Origin of the sequence: Leclercia sp. 119287, from assembly GCF_009734485.1 — a bacterium.
Lineage (GTDB): Bacteria > Pseudomonadota > Gammaproteobacteria > Enterobacterales > Enterobacteriaceae > Enterobacter > Enterobacter adecarboxylatus_C.
This window is the reverse complement of sequence record NZ_CP046445.1, coordinates 3,675,621-3,698,362: the sequence shown is the minus strand read 5'-3', so window position 1 is coordinate 3,698,362 and position 22,742 is coordinate 3,675,621. Positions and strand designations below refer to the sequence as shown.

At 55.3% G+C, this 22,742-nt stretch carries 29 protein-coding genes; 18 read left to right on the top strand and 11 right to left on the bottom strand.

The window, feature by feature from the left end:
• Positions 1 to 62: 62 nt before the first annotated feature.
• From GNG27_RS17810 to nanQ, 4 genes are read left to right on the top strand one after another with little or no spacing between them, the layout of a single operon-like run.
• Positions 63 to 1,553 carry an MFS transporter gene (locus GNG27_RS17810; protein ID WP_156264432.1) on the top strand — a complete coding sequence of 497 codons (1,491 nt, stop codon included), beginning with the start codon at positions 63 to 65 and terminating at the stop codon, positions 1,551 to 1,553.
• Positions 1,554 to 1,578: 25 nt separating this feature from the next.
• Positions 1,579 to 2,268 carry an N-acetylmannosamine-6-phosphate 2-epimerase gene (locus GNG27_RS17805; protein ID WP_156264431.1) on the top strand — a complete coding sequence of 230 codons (690 nt, stop codon included), beginning with the start codon at positions 1,579 to 1,581 and terminating at the stop codon, positions 2,266 to 2,268.
• Positions 2,265 to 3,137: an N-acetylmannosamine kinase gene (locus tag GNG27_RS17800; RefSeq protein ID WP_156264430.1), complete on the top strand. Its 873-nt coding sequence runs from the start codon at positions 2,265 to 2,267 to the stop codon at positions 3,135 to 3,137. The genes GNG27_RS17805 and GNG27_RS17800 overlap by 4 nt, the downstream gene beginning before the upstream one ends.
• Positions 3,137 to 3,601 (top strand): N-acetylneuraminate anomerase, encoded by a 465-nt coding sequence (nanQ, locus tag GNG27_RS17795; RefSeq protein ID WP_156264429.1) that lies wholly within the window; start codon positions 3,137 to 3,139, stop codon positions 3,599 to 3,601. The genes GNG27_RS17800 and nanQ overlap by 1 nt, the downstream gene beginning before the upstream one ends.
• Positions 3,602 to 3,650: 49 nt before the next feature.
• Here the strand turns inward: nanQ and GNG27_RS17790 are convergent, their stop codons facing one another.
• Together GNG27_RS17790 and GNG27_RS17785 are read right to left on the bottom strand one after the other, a co-directional pair.
• The gene (locus GNG27_RS17790; RefSeq protein WP_156264428.1) at positions 3,651 to 4,505 is read right to left on the bottom strand and encodes a PA4780 family RIO1-like protein kinase; all 855 of its coding nucleotides are present in this window, start codon (positions 4,503 to 4,505) and stop codon (positions 3,651 to 3,653) included.
• 69 nt (positions 4,506 to 4,574) lie between these two features.
• The gene (locus GNG27_RS17785; protein ID WP_156264427.1) at positions 4,575 to 5,477 is read right to left on the bottom strand and encodes a LysR family transcriptional regulator; all 903 of its coding nucleotides are present in this window, start codon (positions 5,475 to 5,477) and stop codon (positions 4,575 to 4,577) included.
• Between the two features lie 108 nt (positions 5,478 to 5,585).
• On the opposite strand from GNG27_RS17785, the gene GNG27_RS17780 reads away from it, so the two are divergent.
• Both GNG27_RS17780 and GNG27_RS17775 read left to right on the top strand, forming a co-directional pair.
• A complete protein-coding gene (locus GNG27_RS17780; protein ID WP_156264426.1) occupies positions 5,586 to 6,587 on the top strand; it encodes a zinc-binding alcohol dehydrogenase family protein in 1,002 nt (333 codons plus the stop codon).
• A 273-nt stretch (positions 6,588 to 6,860) separates the two neighbouring features.
• A complete protein-coding gene (locus tag GNG27_RS17775; RefSeq protein ID WP_156264425.1) occupies positions 6,861 to 8,069 on the top strand; it encodes an MFS transporter in 1,209 nt (402 codons plus the stop codon).
• 186 nt (positions 8,070 to 8,255) lie between these two features.
• Here the strand turns inward: GNG27_RS17775 and GNG27_RS17770 are convergent, their stop codons facing one another.
• The 9 genes from GNG27_RS17770 to GNG27_RS17735 all read right to left on the bottom strand — a co-directional run bounded on the left by GNG27_RS17770 (position 8,256) and on the right by GNG27_RS17735 (position 14,834).
• Positions 8,256 to 9,446, bottom strand: coding sequence for a site-specific integrase (locus tag GNG27_RS17770; protein ID WP_156264424.1), 1,191 nt, complete (start codon positions 9,444 to 9,446; stop codon positions 8,256 to 8,258).
• Entirely contained in the window at positions 9,407 to 9,613 is a 207-nt protein-coding gene (locus GNG27_RS23780; protein ID WP_231600409.1) for an excisionase, read from the bottom strand. The genes GNG27_RS17770 and GNG27_RS23780 overlap by 40 nt, the downstream gene beginning before the upstream one ends.
• Positions 9,614 to 9,707: 94 nt before the next feature.
• Positions 9,708 to 10,058 carry a hypothetical protein gene (locus GNG27_RS17765; RefSeq protein WP_197090540.1) on the bottom strand — a complete coding sequence of 117 codons (351 nt, stop codon included), beginning with the start codon at positions 10,056 to 10,058 and terminating at the stop codon, positions 9,708 to 9,710.
• A complete protein-coding gene (locus tag GNG27_RS17760; protein ID WP_156264423.1) occupies positions 10,051 to 10,794 on the bottom strand; it encodes a hypothetical protein in 744 nt (247 codons plus the stop codon). Before GNG27_RS17760 ends, GNG27_RS17765 begins: the two co-directional genes overlap by 8 nt.
• Entirely contained in the window at positions 10,791 to 11,621 is an 831-nt protein-coding gene (locus GNG27_RS17755; RefSeq protein WP_156264422.1) for a DNA adenine methylase, read from the bottom strand. The genes GNG27_RS17760 and GNG27_RS17755 overlap by 4 nt, the downstream gene beginning before the upstream one ends.
• Before the next feature lie 205 nt (positions 11,622 to 11,826).
• The gene (locus GNG27_RS17750) at positions 11,827 to 12,363 is read right to left on the bottom strand and encodes an HD family hydrolase (protein ID WP_156264421.1); all 537 of its coding nucleotides are present in this window, start codon (positions 12,361 to 12,363) and stop codon (positions 11,827 to 11,829) included.
• A gap of 132 nt (positions 12,364 to 12,495) precedes the next feature.
• Positions 12,496 to 13,320 (bottom strand): YfdQ family protein, encoded by an 825-nt coding sequence (locus tag GNG27_RS17745; RefSeq protein WP_156264420.1) that lies wholly within the window; start codon positions 13,318 to 13,320, stop codon positions 12,496 to 12,498.
• Between the two features lie 30 nt (positions 13,321 to 13,350).
• Positions 13,351 to 13,722, bottom strand: coding sequence for a hypothetical protein (locus tag GNG27_RS17740; RefSeq protein ID WP_114316997.1), 372 nt, complete (start codon positions 13,720 to 13,722; stop codon positions 13,351 to 13,353).
• A gap of 452 nt (positions 13,723 to 14,174) precedes the next feature.
• Complete coding sequence (locus GNG27_RS17735; protein WP_197090539.1) at positions 14,175 to 14,834, bottom strand: LexA family transcriptional regulator; 660 nt, start codon at positions 14,832 to 14,834, stop codon at positions 14,175 to 14,177.
• Between the two features lie 92 nt (positions 14,835 to 14,926).
• Between GNG27_RS17735 and GNG27_RS17730 the strand changes: the two genes are divergently transcribed.
• The 12 genes from GNG27_RS17730 (at position 14,927) to GNG27_RS23540 (ending at position 22,209) form a co-directional block, all read left to right on the top strand.
• Positions 14,927 to 15,124 (top strand): Cro/CI family transcriptional regulator, encoded by a 198-nt coding sequence (locus tag GNG27_RS17730; RefSeq protein WP_155167032.1) that lies wholly within the window; start codon positions 14,927 to 14,929, stop codon positions 15,122 to 15,124.
• Between the two features lie 28 nt (positions 15,125 to 15,152).
• Positions 15,153 to 15,707, top strand: a complete 555-nt coding sequence (locus tag GNG27_RS17725; RefSeq protein ID WP_156264419.1) for a YmfL family putative regulatory protein — start codon at positions 15,153 to 15,155, stop codon at positions 15,705 to 15,707.
• A gap of 163 nt (positions 15,708 to 15,870) precedes the next feature.
• Entirely contained in the window at positions 15,871 to 16,089 is a 219-nt protein-coding gene (locus tag GNG27_RS17720) for a DUF4222 domain-containing protein (protein WP_156264418.1), read from the top strand.
• Complete coding sequence (locus GNG27_RS17715; RefSeq protein ID WP_156264417.1) at positions 16,043 to 16,816, top strand: helix-turn-helix domain-containing protein; 774 nt, start codon at positions 16,043 to 16,045, stop codon at positions 16,814 to 16,816. The genes GNG27_RS17720 and GNG27_RS17715 overlap by 47 nt, the downstream gene beginning before the upstream one ends.
• Positions 16,813 to 17,691 carry a Dam family site-specific DNA-(adenine-N6)-methyltransferase gene (locus tag GNG27_RS17710; protein WP_156264416.1) on the top strand — a complete coding sequence of 293 codons (879 nt, stop codon included), beginning with the start codon at positions 16,813 to 16,815 and terminating at the stop codon, positions 17,689 to 17,691. The genes GNG27_RS17715 and GNG27_RS17710 overlap by 4 nt, the downstream gene beginning before the upstream one ends.
• Positions 17,692 to 17,700: 9 nt before the next feature.
• Positions 17,701 to 17,949, top strand: coding sequence for a hypothetical protein (locus tag GNG27_RS17705; protein WP_156264415.1), 249 nt, complete (start codon positions 17,701 to 17,703; stop codon positions 17,947 to 17,949).
• Positions 17,946 to 18,344 carry a RusA family crossover junction endodeoxyribonuclease gene (locus tag GNG27_RS17700; protein WP_156264414.1) on the top strand — a complete coding sequence of 133 codons (399 nt, stop codon included), beginning with the start codon at positions 17,946 to 17,948 and terminating at the stop codon, positions 18,342 to 18,344. The genes GNG27_RS17705 and GNG27_RS17700 overlap by 4 nt, the downstream gene beginning before the upstream one ends.
• 85 nt (positions 18,345 to 18,429) lie before the next feature.
• Entirely contained in the window at positions 18,430 to 19,227 is a 798-nt protein-coding gene (locus GNG27_RS17695; protein ID WP_156264413.1) for a KilA-N domain-containing protein, read from the top strand.
• Positions 19,228 to 19,234: 7 nt separating this feature from the next.
• Complete coding sequence (locus GNG27_RS17690) at positions 19,235 to 20,224, top strand: DUF968 domain-containing protein (RefSeq protein ID WP_156264412.1); 990 nt, start codon at positions 19,235 to 19,237, stop codon at positions 20,222 to 20,224.
• A 17-nt stretch (positions 20,225 to 20,241) separates the two neighbouring features.
• The gene (locus tag GNG27_RS17685; RefSeq protein WP_156264411.1) at positions 20,242 to 21,063 is read left to right on the top strand and encodes an antitermination protein; all 822 of its coding nucleotides are present in this window, start codon (positions 20,242 to 20,244) and stop codon (positions 21,061 to 21,063) included.
• Positions 21,064 to 21,310: 247 nt separating this feature from the next.
• Positions 21,311 to 21,850 (top strand): hypothetical protein, encoded by a 540-nt coding sequence (locus GNG27_RS17680; RefSeq protein WP_156264410.1) that lies wholly within the window; start codon positions 21,311 to 21,313, stop codon positions 21,848 to 21,850.
• Positions 21,851 to 22,035: 185 nt separating this feature from the next.
• Positions 22,036 to 22,209, top strand: coding sequence for a hypothetical protein (locus tag GNG27_RS23540; protein ID WP_197090538.1), 174 nt, complete (start codon positions 22,036 to 22,038; stop codon positions 22,207 to 22,209).
• Positions 22,210 to 22,742 lie beyond the last annotated feature (533 nt).

The following is a 22,742-nucleotide window of genomic DNA, read 5'->3' as shown; positions in this document are numbered from 1 at the left end:
GGCATCACTGAAGCTGTACCCTACAAAAACAGCGTATGGGTTTACCCATTGCGGAGACTGACATGAATACAATGACACAAAATGTCCCGTGGTATTGTTGCCTCAACCGTCAACAGTGGCGTGCCTTTTCTGCCGCCTGGGTTGGCTATGTTCTGGATGGTTTTGATTTTGTTCTGATCGCCCTCGTCCTCACCGATATAAAAACCGAATTCGGCCTGACCACCCTGCACGCCGCGAGCCTGATCTCCGCCGCCTTTATCTCCCGCTGGTTCGGCGGCCTGATGCTGGGCGCGATGGGGGATCGCTACGGTCGCCGCCTGGCGATGGTGAGCAGTATCGTCCTCTTTTCCGTGGGCACTCTGGCGTGCGGCCTGGCCCAGGGGTACACCACCATGTTCATTGCCCGTCTGGTGATCGGCATGGGGATGGCGGGGGAGTACGGCTCCAGCGCGACCTACGTGATCGAAAGCTGGCCAAAGCACCTGCGCAATAAAGCCAGCGGTTTTTTGATTTCTGGCTTCTCCGTCGGGGCGGTAGTGGCGGCCCAGGTTTATAGCCTCGTGGTGCCGGAGTGGGGCTGGCGGGCGCTGTTCTTCATCGGCATTCTGCCGATTATCTTTGTCCTGTGGCTGCGTAAAAACATCCCGGAAGCGGAAGACTGGAAGGAGAAACAGCAGAGCAAAACCCCGGTCAAAACCATGGTGGATATTCTTTATCGCGGCGAACATCAGGTCATTAATATCGCCATGACGCTGGTGGCGGCTGTCTCGCTGTGGTTCTGCTTCGCCGGCCAGCTGGACAGCGCCGCCATTGTCGCCGTGCTCGGCCTGCTGTGCGCGGGGATCTTTATCAGCTTTATGGTGCAGAGCAACGGCAAACGCTGGCCGACCGGCGTCACCCTGATGGTGGTGGTGCTGTTTGCTTTCTTATACTCCTGGCCTATCCAGGCGCTGTTACCCACGTATCTGAAAAACGATCTGGCTTACGATCCCGCCACCGTCGCCCAGGTGCTGTTCTTCAGCGGCTTTGGATCTGCGGCAGGCTGCTGTGCCGGCGGCTTCCTCGGGGACTGGTTAGGCACGCGGAAAGCCTATGTCTGGAGCCTGCTGGCCTCGCAGCTGCTGATCATTCCGGTATTCACCATCGGCGGCAGCAGCGTCTGGGTGCTGGGCCTGCTGCTCTTCTTCCAGCAGATGTTCGGTCAGGGGATCTCCGGGATCCTGCCTAAACTGATCGGAGGCTATTTTGATACCGAGCAGCGCGCGGCCGGGCTCGGCTTTACCTACAACGTCGGCGCATTAGGTGGCGCGTTAGCCCCGGTGCTGGGGGCGTTTATTGCCCAGCGTCTGGATCTGGGCACCGCGCTCTGTTCGCTCTCGTTTGGCCTGACCTTTGTCGTCATCCTGCTGATTGGCTTTGATATGCCGTCCCGCGTGCAGCGCTGGCTCCATCCGGAGGCCCTGCGTACCCATGATGCTATCGACGGTAAACCTTTTAGCGGCGCTCTGATTGCTGGCGAAAGGGCCAGCCAGTTTGTCAAAAACAAAGGCTGAAGCTGAATTTCTTAATGGAGGTGTTATGTCATTCCTTGACGAGTTGGATGCAAAAGTGAAAGCCCAGGGCGGGCTGATTGTCTCCTGCCAGCCGGTGCCGGATAGCCCGCTGGATAAACCGGAGATTATCGCGGCGATGGCGCTGGCGGCCGAACAGGCGGGGGCTGTGGCGCTGCGCATCGAAGGAGTTGAAAATCTGCGTGCCGTACGCGCCGTGGTGACAATCCCGATTATCGGCATTGTGAAACGCGATCTGCCCGACTCCCCGGTGCGTATCACCCCCTGGCTGGAGGACGTGGATGCTTTAGCCGAAGCGGGGGCCAGCATCATCGCCTTTGACGGTACGCAACGCCCGCGCCCGGTACCCGTTGAGGCGCTGCTGGCGCGCATTCGGCACCATCAGCTGATCGCCATGGCCGACTGCTCTTCGCAGGAAGAGGGGCTGTATTGTCACCAGCTGGGGACGCAGCTGATTGGCACCACGCTGTCGGGTTACACCTCACCGGAGACGCCTGACGAGCCGGATCTGGCCCTGGTGGCCTCGCTGAGCGAGGCCGGTTGTCGGGTGGTGGCCGAGGGGCGCTATAACTCGCCGGCCCTGGCGGCACAGGCCATCGGGCAGGGGGCATGGACCGTCACGGTCGGCTCGGCGATCACCCGGCTGGAGCATATCTGCCAGTGGTATCGGGATGCCTTACTGGGAGCGACAAAATGATCGTCCTGGCGATAGATATCGGCGGGACCAAGCTCGCCGCGGCGCTGGTGGACAGCGCCCTGCAAATTATCGCCCGCCGGGAGATCCCCACTCCCGCCAGCCAGACGCCGGATGCGCTGGAGGCCGCGCTGTGCGACCTGGTGACGCCGCTCTTTTCACGGGCGCAGCGCTTTGCCATCGCCTCGACCGGGATTATTCAAAACGGGGTATTAACCTCGATCAACCCGTCCAACCTCGGGGGGCTTTCGCACTTTCCGCTGGTGGACTATTTATCTGCCCTGACCGGGCTCCCCGGCGTGGCCTTAAACGATGCCCAGGCCGCGGCGCTGGCCGAGTATCAGCAGGTGCCGCGCGCCATCCGCGACATGGTGTTTATCACCGTCTCGACCGGGGTAGGGGGAGGCGTGATCCTTAACGGCAGGCTGGTGACCGGATCCGGTGGGCTGACCGGCCACTGCGGCCACACCCTGGCCGACCCGAACGGGCCGCGCTGCGGCTGCGGGCGAATCGGCTGCGTGGAGGCGATCGCCTCAGGGCGGGGGATCGCCGTGGCGGCGGAAGGAGAGCTGGCCGGGCTGGATGCAAAAGCCATATTCGCTCACGCCACCCAGGGCCATGAACAGGCGGTAGCGCTGGTTGCGCGTTCCGCCAGAACGCTGGCGCGGTTAATTGCGGATCTGAAAGCCCTGACCGACTGCCAGCGGGTGGTGATTGGCGGCAGCATCGGCCTGGCCGACGGCTATCTCCCGCAGGTGCAACACTACCTGGCGCAGGAACCCTCTGCGTACCAGACCGAACTCTGTTCAGCCAGCCATAAGAGTAATGCCGGGCTGCTGGGCGCGGCATTATGGGCACAAGGAACTTTGTAATGATTGTGGGTGATATCAGGCAACTTCAGGCCGCAGGCCTGCCGGCGGCGTTTTGTCAGGCGATCGACCAGGCGCTGAGCGCCGGGATTGCGAATCTGGAACCGGGAAGCTATCCGCTGCAGGGGGATAAGGTGTTCGTCAACGTGATGGCGTTTGCCACGCAACACGCGGAGGAGAAACGCGCCGAACTGCACCGCGGCTACATTGACATCCAGATCCTGCTGGAAGGGGAAGAGCATATTTATTACGGCCTGGCGGGGAGCGCCCGGGAGTGTGATGCGTGGCACGAGGAGGAAGATTATCAGCTCTGCCAGCACATAGAGAATGAACAATCCGTGACGTTAAAGCCGGGGATGTTTGCCGTCTTTATGCCGGGAGAGCCGCATAAACCCGGCTGCTATCGCACCCGATCGGGCATGGTCAAAAAAGCGGTGATTAAGGTGCATCGCAGCGTGGTGCTTTAAGCGCTGAAACACAAAGCCCGCCGGGGATACCGTGCGGGCTTGCTGGACGTTAATCCTCTTCGCGCTCTCTGATGGCGCGCTGGCGTTCGTAATACTCATCTTCTGCCGAAACGATCTCATCCAGCAGGGAATCCATATCCACATCATGAACGTCTTCGACAAACAGCCCGGTGAGCGGGGTTTCCGGGGTTAATTTCCCGTCTTCATAGAGCATCCAGATCTCTTTACCGTAGCGCGTTTTCAACAGCTGCGGGGCGAACTGACCGTAATACTCGGTGATGTTATTCACATCGCGTTCAAACATGGACTGGGCGTGGTTGTTCGCGGCGGCATCCACCGCCTGCGGCAGGTCGATAATGACCGGCCCCTGGGCATCAAGCAGCACGTTAAACTCTGACAGGTCACCGTGGACAATACCGGCACACAGCATGCGCACGATGTTGCGGATCATGATGTCGAAATCTTTTACGGCTTCTGCTTCAGTTAAAGACACATCGCTCAGGCGTGGCGCAACGGCGCCATCACCGTCCGTGACCAGCTCCATCAGCAGTACGCCGTCCAGACACATATAGGGCTGCGGCACGCGTACCCCGGCGTTCGCCAGACGGAATAACGCATCAACCTCTGCCGTGTGCCAGACCTCTTCTTGCTGTTTACGGCCAAATTTAGAGCCTTTTTGCATGGCGCGGGCATCACGCGTATTCCGCACCTTGCGGCCTTCCTGATACTGCACGGCCTGCTTAAAGCTGCGCTGTGACGCTTCCTTGTACACTTTGGCACACTGGATTTGGTCCCCGCATAGCACGGTGTAAACGTCAGCCTCTTTGCCGCTTTTCAGGCGTTGAAGCACGTTGTCTATCAGGCCGTCATCGACCAGGGGCTGGAGTCTGTTTGGGATTTTCATGCGGCTTTTATAGCGCATTTTTGCCGCTTTTCGTATCAAAAAAGCAGGCAAATATCGTCTTCCAGAGGATTAACGTGTTGCCTGCCCCTCACAGCAGGCTTTGACCGCCTCATACAGTAACCTGACGCCTGTGGAGAGCTGTTGGCGGTGCGGGCAGATCATGTTCAGCGGCACGCTTTCGCCCTCATAGTCTTTCATTAAAACCCGCAGCCGACCGGCGTGGACATCCTCTGCGACATCCAGCCAGGATTTGTACGCTACCCCCGCTCCGGCGACCGCCAGGCGGCGGATCACCTCGGCATCATCACTCATCATGCTGCCGCTGACGTTCACGCTGTGCGTCTCGCCGTCACGGAAAAACGTCCAGCGATCGTGCAGGCGTCCGCGCAGGACAAAGGTGAGGGCGTTGACCCGGCTTAACGCCTCGGGATGCGACAGATCGCCGTGGCGGGCGACCCACCCGGGAGATGCCACCAGCACGCGGCGGTTGTCGGGAGCGACGGGGAGGGCGATATAGGAGGCATCTTCCGGTGTGCCGTAGCGAAAGGCGATATCGACCGGATCCTTAAAAACATCCGCCACCTGGTCGGAGAAAAAAATGCGCAGCCGTAATGCGGGATAGCGTTCGTCGAACGCCTGAAACACCGGCAGCAGCAAATTGCGGCCTAAATCCGACGGGACGGCGATCTGCAGGGTGCCGGAGATCTCCTGTTCCGGGGCCTGGATTTTTTGCATCCCGGCGTACATGGCATCCAGCATCTGTCGCGCGTAGGGAAGCCAGGCCTCGCCCTCCGGCGTTAAGCGCAGGCTGCGGGTGGAGCGCGCAAACAGCCGGATAGCCAGCGACGACTCCAGCCGTTTGATAGCGGCGCTGACCTGCGCTGGCTGGACGCCCGCCTCTCGTGCCGCATCGCTGAAGCTGCTCAGGGCAGCGACGCGTACGAACAGTATCAAATCCTCAAGCCGCACCATTTTCATCTCCCGAGTATAAGTCTTGTCTCTGCGAGGCTATTTTTCCCGTCACTGCTTCGCTTTACCATCAAATTATTGCGACACAGTGGATAAAACGCCGGAGAGATTATGAAAGCCATTGCTATTACCCGTTCTGCACCAGACAACATCGATTTCCTGCACGAGATTGAGCTGCCGCAGCCGACGGCAACAGGGCACGACCTGCTGATTGAAGTGAAAGCCATCTCCGTCAACCCGGTGGATACCAAGGTCCGCGCCGGGTTTAGCGGGGATACGCCGCGGGTTCTCGGCTGGGATGCGGTAGGAACTGTTACCGCCGTCGGTGAGGCGGTGACCCTTTTCTCGCCGGGTGACGAGGTCTGGTATGCCGGGGCGCTGGGCCGGGCGGGCAGCAACAGCGAGTATCAGCTGGTGGATGAGCGCATTGTGGCCCTGAAGCCAAAAACGCTGGACAACGCCGCCGCCGCCGCGATGCCGTTAACGGCGATCACCGCCTGGGAAATGCTTTTCGATCGGCTGGGCGTTCAGGAGCAGGGCAACGAAGGCGATGTGCTGCTGATCGTCGGCGCCGCAGGCGGGGTGGGGTCGATCCTCGTTCAGCTGGCACGCAAGCTGACGAAAATGACCGTGATCGGCACGGCGTCGCGCCCGGAAAGTCAGCAGTGGGTGCGGGAAGCGGGAGCGCATTATGTTATCGATCACAGCAAGCCGCTGTCGGAAGAGCTTGCCGCGCAGGGGATCAACGAGGTGACCCACGTCGCCAGCCTGAACCACACTGCCGCGCACTATGCGGAAATTATTAAGGCCCTGGCGCCGCAGGGCAAACTGGCGCTGATTGACGATCCCGAAACGCTGGATGCCCGTCCGCTGAAGGCGAAGAGCATCTCCCTGCACTGGGAGTTTATGTTCACCCGCTCGATGTTTGAAACCCGGGATATGATCGCTCAGCACCAGTTTTTGACCCGCGTCGCAACGCTGATTGATGAGCAGGTGATCGCTACCACGCTGGGTGAGCACTACGGCGCGATCACGGCGGCGAATGTGCAGAAAGCTCATGCGCAGTTGGAGACCGGACGTGCGGTCGGGAAGATTGTGCTGGAAGGGTTCTGACGTAAGACGGGATGGCAGGGGATATGTCCCTGCCATTCTCCGTTATGGATTGTTGTGATTTTGTTTTTTTGTTGTTATGAATTTATTTTAATGATTTCAGGTTCTTGAATTAAAAGCTTTAAATACTTCCTCAGAGCTGCTCAAAAATCCCTCAGATCCCATATTGACTAAACCCTGAATTAAAATAATTATGCTGCTAATCAATATAAAAATTCTATTCAGTTGCCTCTGACATTTCGTCTCTGCCAGCGAGCAAGCATCCGGGATCGCGCCATGAATAACTCCCGTTCGTTAGTGTCCTCTGGTGAGGGCGTAATTGGTCATCATTCGCATCATTTTTTGCGGCTGGTGGTCACGCTCTGTTATCTGGCCGTGGGTTTATCCGTTATCCCCGTTCCTGTGATGGTCAGGCAGGGGTTCCATGCCGATGAAAAGATGCTGGGCCTGGTGATGGGCATCTATGCTTTTACCGCAATCCCGGCGCGAATATTTACCGGGATCGCAATGCGCCGGTTTGGCTATCGCTCTGGCCTTATCGCTGCCGCGCTTTTATTGTCTGCCAGTTCACTGGTCTGCGCCTGGTCTGATTCCGTCAACGGCATGCTCTTCGGACGCATTCTTCTGGGCGTGGGGACAGGGGCAATGATGGCGGTGGCAACTGCGTGGATGGTTGAGCTCCCGGCCATGCAGTCGCAGATGGGGAAGGCAATTGGTTCGGTAGGGACTATAAACTATGCCGTGCTGGCCTTAAGCGCGCCGCTGGCGACATTAATTTGCCATGCGTGGGGAGCGCAGCAGACATTGTTTATTGCCGCACTCTTTCCGCTGCTGGCACTGCTGATTATCCCTAAGCTTGCGACGGTACCTGTTGGGCCGTGCGAACGTAACTGGCAAAGAGCTACAAACAGGGTCTTGCTGGCAAGCATTGTCCCTGGATTAGCGCTGCTACTTTCTGGGATTGGCTATGCCGGGATCGTCTCCTTTGGCCTGGAGATTGGCGTATCACGTCATTTAAGCGCCGGGGCCTCTCTGGTGCTGGTATTTGGTATCACCATGGTCGCGGCCCGGGTGTTGTTCGGAAATCTTACCCACCGTTTCTCGGGAAGCGTGGCCATTATGGTGGTGTTTGCCCTCGAGGCCGCCGGATTATTGCTGCTGGCCTATAGCCAGAGTAATGCAGGCCTGTGGACAGGCGCGGTGGCGATTGGTCTGGCGATGTCATTTATCTATCCGATGTTGGGCATTCGGGTCAGCCACATTGCCGGAAGCTACCGCGGAAGTGCTCTGTCCGTCTTTGGCGCGTTTATCAATGCAGGAATTGGCGCTGGCAGCATCATGATCGGCTTTTTGAGCGCGCACTGGACGCTGGCTGCCGCACTGAAAATGGCCGCCTTAAGCGTGCTGGGGGGATGTTTGCTGGCAGCGCTTTTGCCGGTATTAGAGCTTTTTTGCGAGCGGTATTTTTCTGAGCAGGTTGGTTGAGGTTCTGGTGGACAACAAAAAAGCCCGCAGGCTTGCGCCGTGCGGGCTTTCAGGACTTCGTATCAGGCTCTGGTGACCATCTACAAAGAATTTTGGTGGAGCTGGCGGGAGTTGAACCCGTGTCCGAAAGTTTTTAATCCACTAATAAATATGAATTAATTTCCCATAAAAATCCGCGCGGCTCCTTTACGGCTCCTTTCGTGTCCCGCCACTGGCTAGTAGTGGTCTTCGCTCAGTGTTTCCGTCGTACTCTTTCAAATAAGATCCGTAATGCCTGAAGAGCATCTCCGGCCCCTTGTGGCCCATCTGTCCGGCGAGCCAGAAAAGGTTGGCGCCCTGGCTGATGTGGCGCGTCGCAAATGTATGCCGGGTCTGGTAAGGGTTGCGGTACCTAATCCCCGCCTTACGTAAAGTTGGGACCCAAGCTTTTTTGCGGATCGCGTCTGCGCTGGCCCACGGCTTATTCGTTTTCGGATCCTCGAATATCGTTGCGTCTTTCATGAAGGTGAAAGTTTTCTGATTCGCCAGCACTGCCATCGCCACATCGTTAAGTTCTACTTTGCGTGTTCCTGCCTTTGTTTTCGTCCCCTTAATAACGCCAACTACACTCGCGTTCTGAACGTGCGCAGTCTTCCCGATGAAGTCGATATCGCGCCAGCGCAGCGCGCATAATTCGGAACTGCGCAAACCCGTCTGGATAGCGAACATAAACAGGTTTTCCCACTGCTTATTACCGGCAGAGGAGAGGAGGGCATCTACTTCTGCTGGTGAAAGCGGATCGACAATATAGTCGCTGTCAGCAGTCGATTTGTCGCTTTGATACCGGGATGCCGTTACCAGAGATACCGGGTTGAGTTGGAGCACGCCATCTGTTACAGCCTCGTCAAGCGCTGAGCGCAGGAAAGAAAGTTGGTTGCGAATTGTCTTTAGCGTAGTGGTGCGGCTCTGGATCCATGCTTTCATCGCAGCCGGCGTCAGCTCGCTTGCAGGCAGTGAATGAAGGGCTGCCAGAGCGCTACGACATTTTTTATAACCGCCAATAGTAGACGGCGAAAGTTTTCGCGTTTCACAGATGTGGATGTATTCGTCCAGGTACATTTTTATTGTCTTTCCAGCGGCCGCATTGCCAAATAATTTTAACCGTGCAGATCGCGGGAAATATTCTGCATAAACGAATGTTCCACGCTCGATTTGATTATGGATTTCGCCGAGGGTACGCTCGGCGTATTTCAAGTTTTTGGGGCTCACTTCCAAATTAGAAAGGGGCTCTCTGCATTTCACCCCTCTATAAGTGAACGTGATATTGATGGTTTCACCCTGGCTGTGCTTCCTGATGGTCACGCCGCGCGGGAGTTTAGGCGACTCTGTCTTGCCCATTTAGCTACCTCACTTAGATCAATCCATCTCTCCTTAACGCCTTCCACCTTCAGCACTTGAACTCCCTCCCGCCACACACCACGCTGCACGCGTTTATTGATGGCTTCGAGAGTCTCGCCTGTTTCACTGCAATAAGTTGAGATAGGGACACAATCGAGGTTCAGCATAATTCCTCCACTTTACCGGCTGCACCCGGCCACTCTTTAAAAATACAGGTCCCGCAACCATTGCGGGCCCAGTCACAACAGCTACCACATCGGTTTACTTTTTTAGCTGCGGATCCTCCATATCTGGCTTTTTAAAGTTCGCCTCTATGGACTCGCCCAGCCGCTTAAGCCAGTCGGCCAGTTTCAACGCGGCTTCTTCTGGCGACTTCTGGGGAGGGAAGTCACTGATTACGATACAGGCATCATAATTACCGTAACCGTCACGGTTTATCGACATGCCCTGCTCCAGCACCGTCAGCTGATTGCTGTGCTTAACGTAGTAACGGGATTCTGACGTTCCGGTGCTGCGCTCTTTGACATAAGAGACAAGCTCCACTTCGGTGGTAATAGTTTTACCCTGTTCGCCTTCAATGCGCTGAATCATTTTGGGGAACGCATCAGCCATTGTCTGCCTCCTGCTGCGGTGCTGCTGCAATCATCGCAGCCCAGCACAATTTAGCCCGGTGCGCCGCCTGCTCGCAGCCGCTCATAGCCTCGAATGTTTTCCATGCTTCTGGGTCACGTAACTCTTCGCGTAGCTCTGCCTCGAAGCCGGCGATGATCATGTTCTCTGTCGGCTCAACCGGCACAGCCACCAACCCATTCGACATGCCGCTGGTCGACTCGAAATCTTTTGGCAATAAATCCAATGCCCGCAAGGGCTGGATGGTGGTGGGCGACTTAGCGTTTTTAGCTTTACCTTGGGGCGCTGCGGCGCAGCTGGCGTTCCAGCCCTCCATCCAAATGAGCGCCGTGACGATCGGTAAGTGTTTAATTTCTTCTGGCAGCGTTTCAATGGTCATTTTGATCGGCGCTACTGGTGCGGGATACGGGACGGCGTAGAGTGGTCCCGGCTCGACATCATGACGACGCCAGCGGATATCACAGGTCCTTTCCTCGGTCGGTGATGACCAGGCGACTACATCAGCCACTGGCTCCTGCTCAATACCATCCAGAAGCAGACGGGCCATATCACGCACCACCTCCGGAGTTGCCACGTCATCATTCAGGTAATCCCACGCGCGGATCATCCCGTCTGTGTTTTCTTTGGACAGGTCTGGGTTTTCATCGGCCAGCGCCGTGATCACTTCTTCTGCGCTATCGATGATCTGCGTTAACTGCTCTTTGGTGAATTCGGTCATGCTGCGGACTCCTGTTTCTGCTGCGCGGCAGGGTTTAGCCACATGCATTCAGTGCGGATTTTCGTACCTCTACCGGCGCTAATGCGCGATGACTTTTCCATTTTCTGCCAACCGGCCAGCATGTCGTTGTATACATCCGAGTCGTAGCCGCTGATCATGACCATACCTGTCATCGTTCTGGCAACTGCGAGCAATTGCTCATGCTCTTCTACAGTCATTTCGTGGCTGTAATAACGATTACCCTGCACGCGGGTTTCCGGTACATAAGCTGGGTCGATGTAATGCAGGGTGGTTTCGGCGTCATGGGCGCGCATTACTGTCAGGGCATCTTTGTTTTCGATAATGACCCCCTGGAGGCGCTGGCATACTGCTGCCAGATTTTCCGGATAACGCTCCCACAGATGGGCAGCCGTCGCATATTTCCTCTTACTGTCGCTACGGAAGCCGGAATTACCACCGATTCCTGCTGCTGAACCGAAGCCCATGCTGGCGCGTACAACCATGCGCCTGGCTCGCTCAATCGGTTCATCGGTTGCTTCCCGCGCCGCGCAAAATTCATCGCGAGAATACGGCGTGAGCATGCATGCATCCTGCAGGCGCTGGTTCATTTCGGCGTCGCGCAGCACGCGGAACAGGTTTACCACTTCGCCGTCCAGGTCGTTATACACTTCCGCGTAGCTGCGGGGCTTCTGTAGCAGCACGCCAGCTGCACCGCCGAACGGTTCAACGTAGCAGACGTGCTCAGGCATCTGGGGGATGATCCAGGATGCCAGGCGGAATTTACCGCCGTGGTACCGGATTACGGGATGGTTGATACTGGTGCTCATTGTGCCGCTCCGTGGTGAAGTGTTGAAACAACCTCTGGCGCGCCAGGGCGTGCCTCTGCCACGAGCCGATCGCGCTCGCACAGTGATTCGCATAGTGCGGCTCGGGTTACATCCAGCCGCGTAGCCAGTTCGGTGACCAGCTTCGCTGACTCCGGTGGTAGTGACCGGGCTGCTCGGTGGGCTTCTGCCACTAACTGTCTTGTGGTCAGGCGCATTTGCGGATCCCCATCAGTTCGTTGAACCGGGCCATGAACAGACCGTAGGCCTGCACCGGGCGGAGCGGAATGACGGTAAACAGGTCGGTTGGCGGGATACCGACGAGGACGGGCCACACCGTGCCGTCGTCGATGTCCAGGTCGCGGCGTTCTGTACCGAGCATGACCAGGTCGGCATATTTAACGGTTGGGTGCTGGTGGGCCGGCAGTCCGAACTTCTCGCGGATCACGCCATCCACATACGCTTCGACGCGCCGGTAATCAGGCAGAATACGCTTCAGCGGTGCGGGAATATCCTGGACGTAGGCTTCAGCTGCATCATGCAGCAGCGCTTCGAGCGCGAACTCTGCGGGAACCAGCTGGCTCACCAGCACCGAATGCTGCGCAACGCTGTAGAACTCCGGCAGGTGGCCGGCAAAGCGGCAGATGTGGGAAAGAGCCGTGGCGATATCCTCGATCACGATATCTTCGTGATGAATATCGAGGTAGTTAATATGCTTCCCGGACAGTGTCTGAATATATGACATTACGTGTTCTCCATTAATACGCGCTGCACCGCGCCTGATTTTTGGTTGAGCGAATCCCTCGCCTGCTGGCGATCGTTAATTTAATTTCGCTTCACTAAATGCCCCTGATTCGGGGCATTTAAGGCAACGTAATTAAGCGCTGAAAGAACCGATAAAGGTTTCCACCTGGCTGCCTTTGAACTTCTCGACCAGCAGATCACGGAACTCGGTGGCCATATCTTCCTGTTGGGCTTCCAGCTGGACAATACGCAGCACCAGAGTAGGGCGATCGCCGCCGATGATGCTCAGCCGCAGTTTGAATGGACGCTCAGCCAGGCCTTCGAACGGCACGCAGCGAAACTCGAACGCCACCGGCATGATGTCCTGTGTGCGAGCTTCAACGCTTTCCATCAGAGAACGCTTACCGCTGAAGTCCTGATCCTCGTAGTCCGCTTTCTGAATGGACTCGATAGTGATTTTGCGGATCGCAGCTGCTGATTTTTTGGCGTCAATGGCCTCGCCGTCGGCATCAAAGCCGATCAGGTTTTCGGCCCAGTCTTCCAGCCACTCGGCCAGCTCTTTCTGTGAGTGACGATCGCCATTGACAGACAGCAGAGAGGCAAATGGGGCGGTCTTTTTCAGCGCCAGCTGCGCGGTGTTGTCTGCATGCCCTGGGCTTTCGATTGTGCCGAGGTTGAAGACCGCTGCGGCGCGCATATCGTCGGCGTTGATAAAGCAACGGCTACCTTCATCAGCGTACCCAGTCGAATAGCGCGTAAAGTCTTCAATGCTGGCGGTGGCCATCTTGCCGCGGAAGCGGTAGCGCTCCATGCAAAGCGATTCCAGGCTCTCAATGCGGACACCCTGCGGAACGACAGCTGCAGGGCAATCCACACTTTCAAGCTTCTCTTCCATGTAGCGGGAGAGTGTCAGATCGCTAATTTTTTCGATCGCGGTACCGTCTAAAGAGTGGGACATGGTGTTTCCTTAACGTGGGTGAATGGTAGGTTACTGCTGCGAGCGCAGCTTCGCATCCGGATCGCCTTTGAGGCTGAACAGCTGCCCCTGGTCTTCCTGCAGGATGGTCAGCTTGCCGCCGCGGTTGACGTACATCGGCGTTTCGGTGCTGTCCTCTTCTGAGGATTTACCGCGAGGGGTAGGGCGCACATAAGCCAGCTTGTGCTTGATCATCACGCGCTTCTCTTCGACAGAATTGCTCATGCGGTCCAGCTCAAAAGTCAAAGTCACTTTCCCCTTCTGGCCGTTGTTCAGCACGCCGAATGCGACTTCACTCAGCGCTACGGCGATCTTGTTCTGGAACACGCCTCCATCCAGTTCGCCCATAAACTCGGGCACATCGGTCAAACGTTCATTACTCATCGGCTTACCCTCTGAAGGCGGCTGCCACCGCCAGTTAGTTTCTCCACACAACACAGGAGAGCACCTGCGGTTAGGAAGCCGCCCGGGTGGATTGGGTTATGAGCCCGTCACCCGGTGATGCTCTCGTGTGTTGCGTAAAAAAATGCGGCATCCTCACGGGTAGAGAAAGATGCCGCCAAAGACAGCAATGCAGCTATTACAGGTCTTAGGTTGTGGTGGCGGCCCTTGCATGCCGCTGTAACGCCGTTTCCCTCCAGTCCGCGTTCTGACTGTTACCCCTGCGCATTACTCATGTCGGGCTTTGATCACCACGTTATGTGTAACAATGAGAACCGTTGTACGAATTAAATGTACCTTTAGTTACTTTAGCGGTCAAGTGAGGAATGTACTTTTTGTTACCATGAGGGGCATAAAAAATGCCGGTTAGTTATCCGGCATTGAGAATTAGCAACTTAGAGGTTTTGGGTGATCTGGACGACTTTCCCAACGATTCGGCAATTACCGTCTATCGGGATGGGTTTGAATGCTGGATTCAGTGGCATCAGGTATGCGAAAGGGCTATCCCATACCAGTTTCTTTACTGTCGCTTCCGCAGAACCATCCAGGAGAGCCACTACTATCTTTCCGTACAAATCATCTAGTTGACCATAATGAGGCTCAACAATAACGATGGATCCTTCAGGGATAGAAGGTAAGCCATGGGGATTGGTCATCGACTCCCCACGGACTACCAAACCGAATACTTCATCAGAAACATTTGCCGTAGTTTGCGTCCATGTAATCACGTCAGTAAGCCTTGAACATGCGTAAGTATCAGTCCACATCCCCGCCTGTACAGCAGAGATTATAGGGACTGCTGTAGGTGGTTTTAGGAAAGGGATAACTTTGGTGTCATCAGTCTTTTCCTCACCTTTACCATAGAGTATCCATTCGGGGCTAGTTTGCAGTGCCATGGCCAGCTGGTGGAGGTTTTCACCGTCAGGCTTTGTTGTGCCATTCTCCCATTTGGTCACAGACACACGGCTAACCCCAAGCCTTTTAGCAAGAGTCTGCTGTGTTATGTCGAGTTGGACTCGTCGGGATCTGATTCGGTCTTTCATCTCTGTTTTCATGTAACCAATGTTACATAGAATCCTCGTAACTGTTGTTTGCTATTTGATGTACCTTTTGTTACCTTTAAGGCGTGAATTCATCAGGAGGAGCCATGCGTAAATCAGATGTCATTGACCACTTTGGCGGTGTTTCAAAAACCGCAAGTGTTCTCGGGATCTCCCACCCGGCAGTTTGTCGATGGGGAGATGTAATTCCTCAAAAGCAGGCGTTTGTTATTGAGCGAATTACGAAGGGAAAACTCAAGTACGACGCAAGCCTTTATCAAAAGTCTACAGATTCAGCAGCTTGATATTAACCACAGAAAAAAGGGGTAAGCCGTGGGTATAGAACCTGAATGGAAAGTTGATAAGCAACCAGCCTGGCTGGTGGGTGCTATCAAAAAAACGATTACTGAACTGCCTGGCGGATATGCCGAAGCAGCTGAGTGGTTGGGTGTAACTGAAAACGCGTTGTTTAACCGCCTTCGTACAGATGGTGATCAGATCTTCCCGCTGGGTTGGGCCATGGTTCTGCAACGCGCTGGTGGATCTACTTACATTGCTGACGCTATCGCACGGCATTCAAACGGCGTCTTCGTGCCGCTGGCTGATGTTGAAGAGGTGGAGAACGGGGACATCAATCAGCGTCTCATGGAGTCAGTGGAGTGGATCGGCAAGCACTCACAGTATCTGCGTAAAGCAACAGCTGATGGTGTTATTGACGACGCGGAACGCGCTCAAATCGAAGAGAACAGCTATCAGGTGATGGCGAAATGGCAGGAACATTTAACGCTACTTTTCTGTGTGTTTTGTGCACCAGAAAAGAGTGACGCCCGCGAGTGTGCAGCTCCGGGCGTCGTGGCGTGTCGTAATCGTGGAGAAACTAACGCATGAACAGTTTAACGGTAAAGAACCGCTTACCGCAACTTCGGATGATCCCGGTGCCGGGCCTTCCTCTGTTTCGGTATGAACGCAGAGTAGCAAACCGCTGGGTGGCATGTAACCACAGCCGCGCCACTGCAATTGTGGGTGTGTACTACCGGAGGGCAAAGGCCTTATGCGCGAACTCGACCGCTGGTTTAAAGACCGCCGGGGGATCCCCGTTCGCGTCATCCGCTGGGAACCAGAAGCGCAGCGCGTTATCTACCTGCGTTCTGGCTACCCACACGAATGCTCAAGTCCACTCCAGGTCTTCAAGCGCGATTTCAGGGAAATTGAGGTAGGTCCAGATGAGCATGGAATTAATGGTCAGAGCCATGAAAGCAAAAGTGGGTAACCCGCTGCGCAAGCTCGTGCTGATCAAACTAGCCGATAACGCCAGTGATCAGGGCGAATGCTGGCCCTCCGTTCCCTATATCGCAGAGCAATGCGAGATATCGGAACGCTCTGTGCAAAACCATATCAAACAGCTGGTTGAGGATGGTCTGGTATCGGTTGAAGTCCGCAAGGCGGCCACAGGTCTGAACCGTACCAACGTTTATAAACTCAACCTTCCCAGTGGTGCAAATGCTGCACCATCTGGCGCACGTCCTGCACCGGGTGGTGAATCTCCTGCACCAGGTGGTGAATCTGCTGCACCGGTTAGTGGTGCAGGAGCTGCACCCGGAACCAGTCAGTTCTCTGAACCAGTCAATGAACCAGTCAATGAACCAGTCAATGAAAACTTATTTGATCTGGCCTGGGCGTTATATCCGAAGCGGGCAGGTGGTAACTCGAAAAGCGCTGCGTTGAAAGCATGGGATGCCCGTGTTCGCGAAGGCGTTTCACCTCTCGTCATGCTGGAGGGCGTTAAGCGCTATGCCGGGTTTGTTGCTCAAACAGGCAAGACCGGGACCGAGTTCGTGAAACAGGCCAAAACCTTCTTCGGCCCTGACAGGCACTACGAAGACGACTGGATGACTCCAGCAAGTTCTGGCATCAAAGAGGATCCGCTTTTTAAGTCCAGCTATGTCGGTACCGATTATTCGCAGGGAGCCAAAGGCTTCCGGGTGGTGAACGGATGAGATACGGATCTGTTTGTGACGGTATTGCAGCCACACTGCCAGCCGAATCACCGTCACCGCGAACCTGGCAGCGCCCGTTCCTCAAGTGGGCTGGTGGAAAATACCACCAGTTGCCGGATATCGACCGCCTGATCCCTGCCGGGCAGCGCCTGATTGAGCCGTTTGTTGGTGGTGGTTCTGTGTTCATCAACTCCCGTAAGCACGACTCTTTCCTGCTTGCGGACGTCAACGCGGACCTGATCCATCTATACCAGATGCTGGCCGTGGTACCGGATGTCGTAATTCGTCACGCCCGCCAGTTGTTCAGCACAAGGAACAGCGCCGCAGGGTATACCGACGTCGCCGATGATTTTAACGGGCAGCTGCTGCCCGGGCCGGAACGCGCCGCCGCTTTCCTGTACCTGAACCGGCATTGCTTCAACGGGCTGATCCGCTACAACCTCGCCGGAAAGTTCAACGTTGGCTGGGGCAAATACCCCAATCCATATTTCCCTGAAAAAGAGATCGAGGCGTTCACTGCGCTGGCGAGCAACTGCGTGTTCATGAATGCCGGGTTCCGCCGCACGCTTTCTCTGGCTGGCGACGGCGATATCGTTTACTGCGATCCACCGTATGAGCCACTGCCGGGTACCAGCGGGTTCACCAACTATGCGCCAGGCGGTTTTAGCTGGGAAGACCAGATCACCCTGGCGGAATGTTGTGTTGCCGCCCATCAGAGAGGTGCCCGGGTGGTGATCAGCAACTCATCAGCGCCACGCAGCATCGAGCTGTACCAGCAGCACGGCTTTGAACTCAACTACGTCCGCGCCCGGCGCGCGATATCCAGTAAATCCAGTACACGCGAAACCGTCAGCGATATCGTTGCGGTTCTGTAGGGGGTAGCAGTGGTCAATAAAGAATTAACGGTGCGCCAGAAGGAGGTTTTCGATCTGCTGGTGAAATACCAGAGCGAGCACGGTTATCCGCCGACTATCTCAGAGCTGTCCCGCCTGATGGGCGTGGTGTCGCCGAATGCGGCCGCCCTGCAGTTGCGTGCGTTGCAGCGCAAAGAGGCAATAACGATAGTCCCAGGCGCGCATCGCGGCATAAAAATCAACAGTCAGCCACCGCAGCCGGTTACGGAGGGTAAATGAAACTGGTGCTGCCGTTCCCACCAAGCGTAAACACCTACTGGCGCGCCCCGAATAAGGGGCCGCTGGCCGGTCGCCACCTCATCAGCGCCAAAGGTCGTGCTTACCAGAGCGAGGCATGCGCGGCGATCATTGAGCAGCTTCGCCGACTGCCTAAGCCATCCACATCACCTGCTGCAGTAGAGATCCTCCTCTGCCCACCAGACGTGCGGCGCCGCGATATCGATAACTACAACAAGGCGCTGTTCGACGCGCTGACCCACGCGGGCATCTGGGAGGACGACAGCCAGATTAAGCGAATGCTGGTGGAGTGGGGACCGGTGCTGAAAGGTGGCAGGGTCGATATTACGATCACACCCTACAGGCAGGAGGTGGATAAATGTCCAGCTGTGGGTTGAAAGAAAGTCGATCTGGCAGTAATGTCAAAAAGTGCAAGCGAAGCGGGCGTGCAGGCCCCTCGCAATACAATCAGTGGAGAACAAAATGAGTCAATTACTCGTGATTGATGGCGTTTCCGTACGCCGTGATATTTTTGGGCGTTATTGCCTTAACGATCTTCATCGTGCTGCTGGCGCTCAGGATAAGCACAAGCCAGCATTCTGGCTTCGCAATGAGCAAACTGAACAACTAATAAGCGAGTTGCAAATTAGCAACTCGGAAACGCCGGACCCGGTCAGCGTTATCCGCGGCGGCAAAGAGCAGGGCAGCTACGTCTGTAAAGAGCTGGTCTACTCCTACGCGATGTGGATCAGCCCGCAGTTCAGCCTGAGGGTGATTCGGACGTTTGATGCAGTTGTAAATCAGCCCGCCACTCTTCAGAGCCAGGCGGCAGATAAAATGCAGGCAGGCGTCATCCTCCTCGATTTTATGCAGCGCTCCCTTAACCTCTCCAATTCTTCTGTTCTCGGCGCATGCCAGAAGCTGCAGGATGCTGCTGGCCTGCCAAACCTTGCCCCGCAGTACGCCATTGATGCCCCAGCCGGTGCGCCTGATGGCTCCAGCCGCCCTACGCAATCGCTGAGCGCGCTGCTCAAAGCTAACGGCATCCGTATGTCGGCCACGGTGGCATATCAGCAGCTGGCTAAGCTGGGGATCGTTGAGCAGAAAGAACGCCGCAGCAGGTCAGGCGCTAACGGAATCAAGCGCTTCTGGGCGATGACTGCGAAAGGCTGTATGTACGGCAAAAACATCACCAGCCCGGCAAACCCACGCGAAACGCAGCCGCATTTCTTCGAGTCAAAATTTCAGGAGCTGTTGCGCCTGCTCGAAACCGTACATTGAGGTATCTGTGAGAGCGTTACTAACCCCTGTCGTCATAAAAGAGTTCGGGATCGTGGCGTTCCGGCCTGGTCCTGAGCTTATGCCGCATTTCCATCGCGGTCGCATTCTTTTAGAGAACGAGCCGGAGCGCCTGGCGGGGCTTCCAACCGGGGAGATCCCGGCGGCGCGTCAGCCGCTGGCGGAGGACCCCGCGATGGTACCTGTATTCGAACATGCCGATGTGATTAGGCGGTCCGGTGGCCTGTCATGTCTCGAAGGCTGGCTGTTGCGGGAAACCGGCTGCCAGTACCGGCACACCGACTACCACCACCACGAAATGGTCACCATGCGGCATGCGCCCGGCGTGCTGCGGCTGTGCTGGGCCTGCGATGTACGTGTGCGGGAGCAATTTACTAACGAACTGGCGGGTATTGCGCGGGAGAACCTGGTAGCCTGGATATTGTCGGTTGTTCGCGTGGGGCTGGGTTTCGATGATTCGCACGCGGTGACCCTGCCAGAACTGTGCTGGTGGCTGACGCTTAACAACCTGGCGCATGTCATACCTGAGACGGTGGCGCGTAAGGTCCTGCGTATCCCGGCCGAGAAAATGCAGTCGGTGATGCGTGAGGCTGACATTGTTCCGTCGGTACCGCCCACCAGCATCGTAGAGGAGGCCGTTAAAAAGGTGCTGGCGCTGCATGTAGATCCGGAGACGCCCGAATCTTTCATGCTGAGGCCAAAGCGCCGACGCTGGCAAAACGAGAAATACACCCGCTGGGTAAAGGCGCAGCAGTGCGCATGTTGCCAGAACCCGGCAGACGACCCCCACCACCTGATCGGCCACGGCATGGGTGGTATGGGCACCAAAGCGCATGATTTGTTCGTGATACCGCTGTGCAGGGCGCATCACGACGAATTGCACGCTGACGCTGTGGCATTTGAAGCGAAGCACGGCACGCAGCCGGAGCTGCTGTTGAAAACATTAGACCGGGCGCTGGCCATCGGCGCACTGGCGTAGACGGAGTGGAGAACGCTATGAATCTGGACGGAGTTTTAAAGTTTTTTGCACCGAAAGGGATGCACATCTCTGATAGCGTGCGCGCAACCGCGGGCGATCAGTTAACGGTAACCGACATCATGGCGGCGCTGGGCATGACCCAGGCCGACGCCGGGATCGGGCTTGCCATGTATCTGGGAAAGGCAGGTATCAGCCCGCAGGATAAGGAAGCGGCCATCTCCTGGCTGACGGAGTTCGCCAAACAGCATGCACCAATGGCCGTGCGTAAAGCAGCTGGTAAAAAGTTTCCTCTCTGCATGCGGATCCTCGCCAGATTCGCATTCAAGGATTACGCCTCATCAGCTGCTGACAGTACCGATTGCCAGAAATGCCGGGGCAAGGGCTTTATTACCAGAACCAGCGTGATCACCAAAAGCCATTACACGATGCGCCTGCCTCAATTTGCCAAGGATCTGGGCCAGTCTCCATCTGATTTTGAAGTCTTCCGCGAGGTAAAGGATGTGGAAGACCAGCTGTGCGACAAGTGCAACGGAACCGGCCAGATCAGTAAGCGCTGCCAGTGTGGCGGATCTGGTCAAACCCTCGACCGAAAGCAAACTGAGTTGCAGGGCGCTCCAGTATATAAGGAGTGCAAACGCTGTGAGGGGCGAGGATACAGCAGGCCGAAATCATCGGTGGCGTATCGTGGCGTTCTGGCCGAGCTGGACAGTCTTCCTGATCGCACCTGGCGATACAGCTGGAAGCCTTTTTATGAAAGCCTGGTGACAAAATGCTTCCAGGAAGAGAGCAACGCAGATGCGGAACTTAAAAAAGTAACAAGAATGCAAAGTTTGCTCTAAATTTCATATTTTGGCGTCACGTTACTTGCAATGTTGCCGTTTTTGTGTAAATTTGACGTTAACGATGGGCGTTGTATGTTCAGAGTTAAAAAACCCGCCACTGAGCGGGTTTTTCCGTTTAACAATCCTTTCTGTGGTGATGCCCTGTTCCAAGCTATTAAATGACACATTTTTTGAATCTCGTTGTGCCCACACGTCACCTTTTAAGGTTAAAATAGCCGCTTTATTCCTTTGCTTTGAGGCATAGATGCTTACAATTGAAGAGATTGGCCAGTCTGTCCGAAACAATATTCAGCTTGTCCTTGATAATTTCGGACTGCCTCTAGCTGTAGGCCCTATAAGCGATGACGATTATAAAGTTTTGTCTGGTGGGTTTGGTGAATTAGAGTGGGACTATGCTCTTTCCACCCACGGCAACTCCCCTGAGCGATATGAATTTTGCATAAAGCTGCTTAATCAGGACGTTATGGAAGGGGTACCTTCTGGTGCTGCGTTGTGTGTCTTTGGGGTTGAAGAATATGTTTTTAGTATCCATATGATAGAGAGCTTTGTAAAAGATGATGTGGATCACCCGCTAAAAGGCCGTATGGTTCTTATCACTTTAATGAGCGCATATCTGTTTTGTATGGCGGTCGAGTGCCCAACAGTACACATAGTTGAGCCAGTGCCTGACCTACATGATTTTTATGAAAGTTTCGGGTTTCGTATGTTGCCGTGTGGATATGTTATGGAAGCACAACTTTCTGATATTGAGGGTGTGTTCAATAAATTCGCACAATTAAGCTAGACGGGATCCCGTAACAGGTTGTACGATGTGTCACCCTTACCGCATAGGTAATGCGGGATTGTCAATTACTAATGACAGTGTGAAATTGATAATACTGATTGGCATACCCGATTGGTAATGAGTAGCAGACACTACTACTCTTAAATTGAAAGTTAGAGACAACAACCATAGTCTCCGAGGTACTCATGAAAGTTCAAAAAGCAACCAAGCCAGAAGTTAAATTCGACACTATGAAAGCATTCGCAGGTATGGGTGCTGCTGTTGAAGTACTGATGAAGGCTGCGCCTAATGCGTTTACCCATGCTACCGTTTCGGGTAAAGAACAGCAGGGTAAGCCGCGTCGTCGCAAGGCAGCATGAACCTAGCTGGTGCTTTTTGAAACCCGCCTTCTGGCGGGTTTTTGCTTTATGGGGTAACTGCTGATGAGTTGTTGTTCACCAACTAGCCACCTAACAGGGTGGCTTTTTTATTCCCGTCATATTGAGAGGACTCACTGCAATAAGAAGGGGCTTTATGTCCGAACCATTTTCTGAGGCGGGACGACGAATCTCAATGAGGAAGATGGAGAAGCAATAGTCAGTGCGCTCCTCCATCTAATCGAGTCAAATGCTCACCTCAACTTATCGGATGCCTAGTTTTTTTGCCATCTCGGTAATTATATGGTCATGGCGAGCGTCAATAGCTGATATGGCAGCACCACAAAAAGAGCACTGGATAAAGAATATATTGTGATTCGCACCTCTAACTTTCGTTTGGGTGGCCAACTCAAAAGAAGTTGAGTTGCAGTTCGCTTTTGGACACTTAGTTAATAGAGCCATTCATATTTCCTTATTTTGACTGTGGAAACAGCAGTCTACGGCATTCCTTTGACCGTGGAAAGTGAAGGTAACCA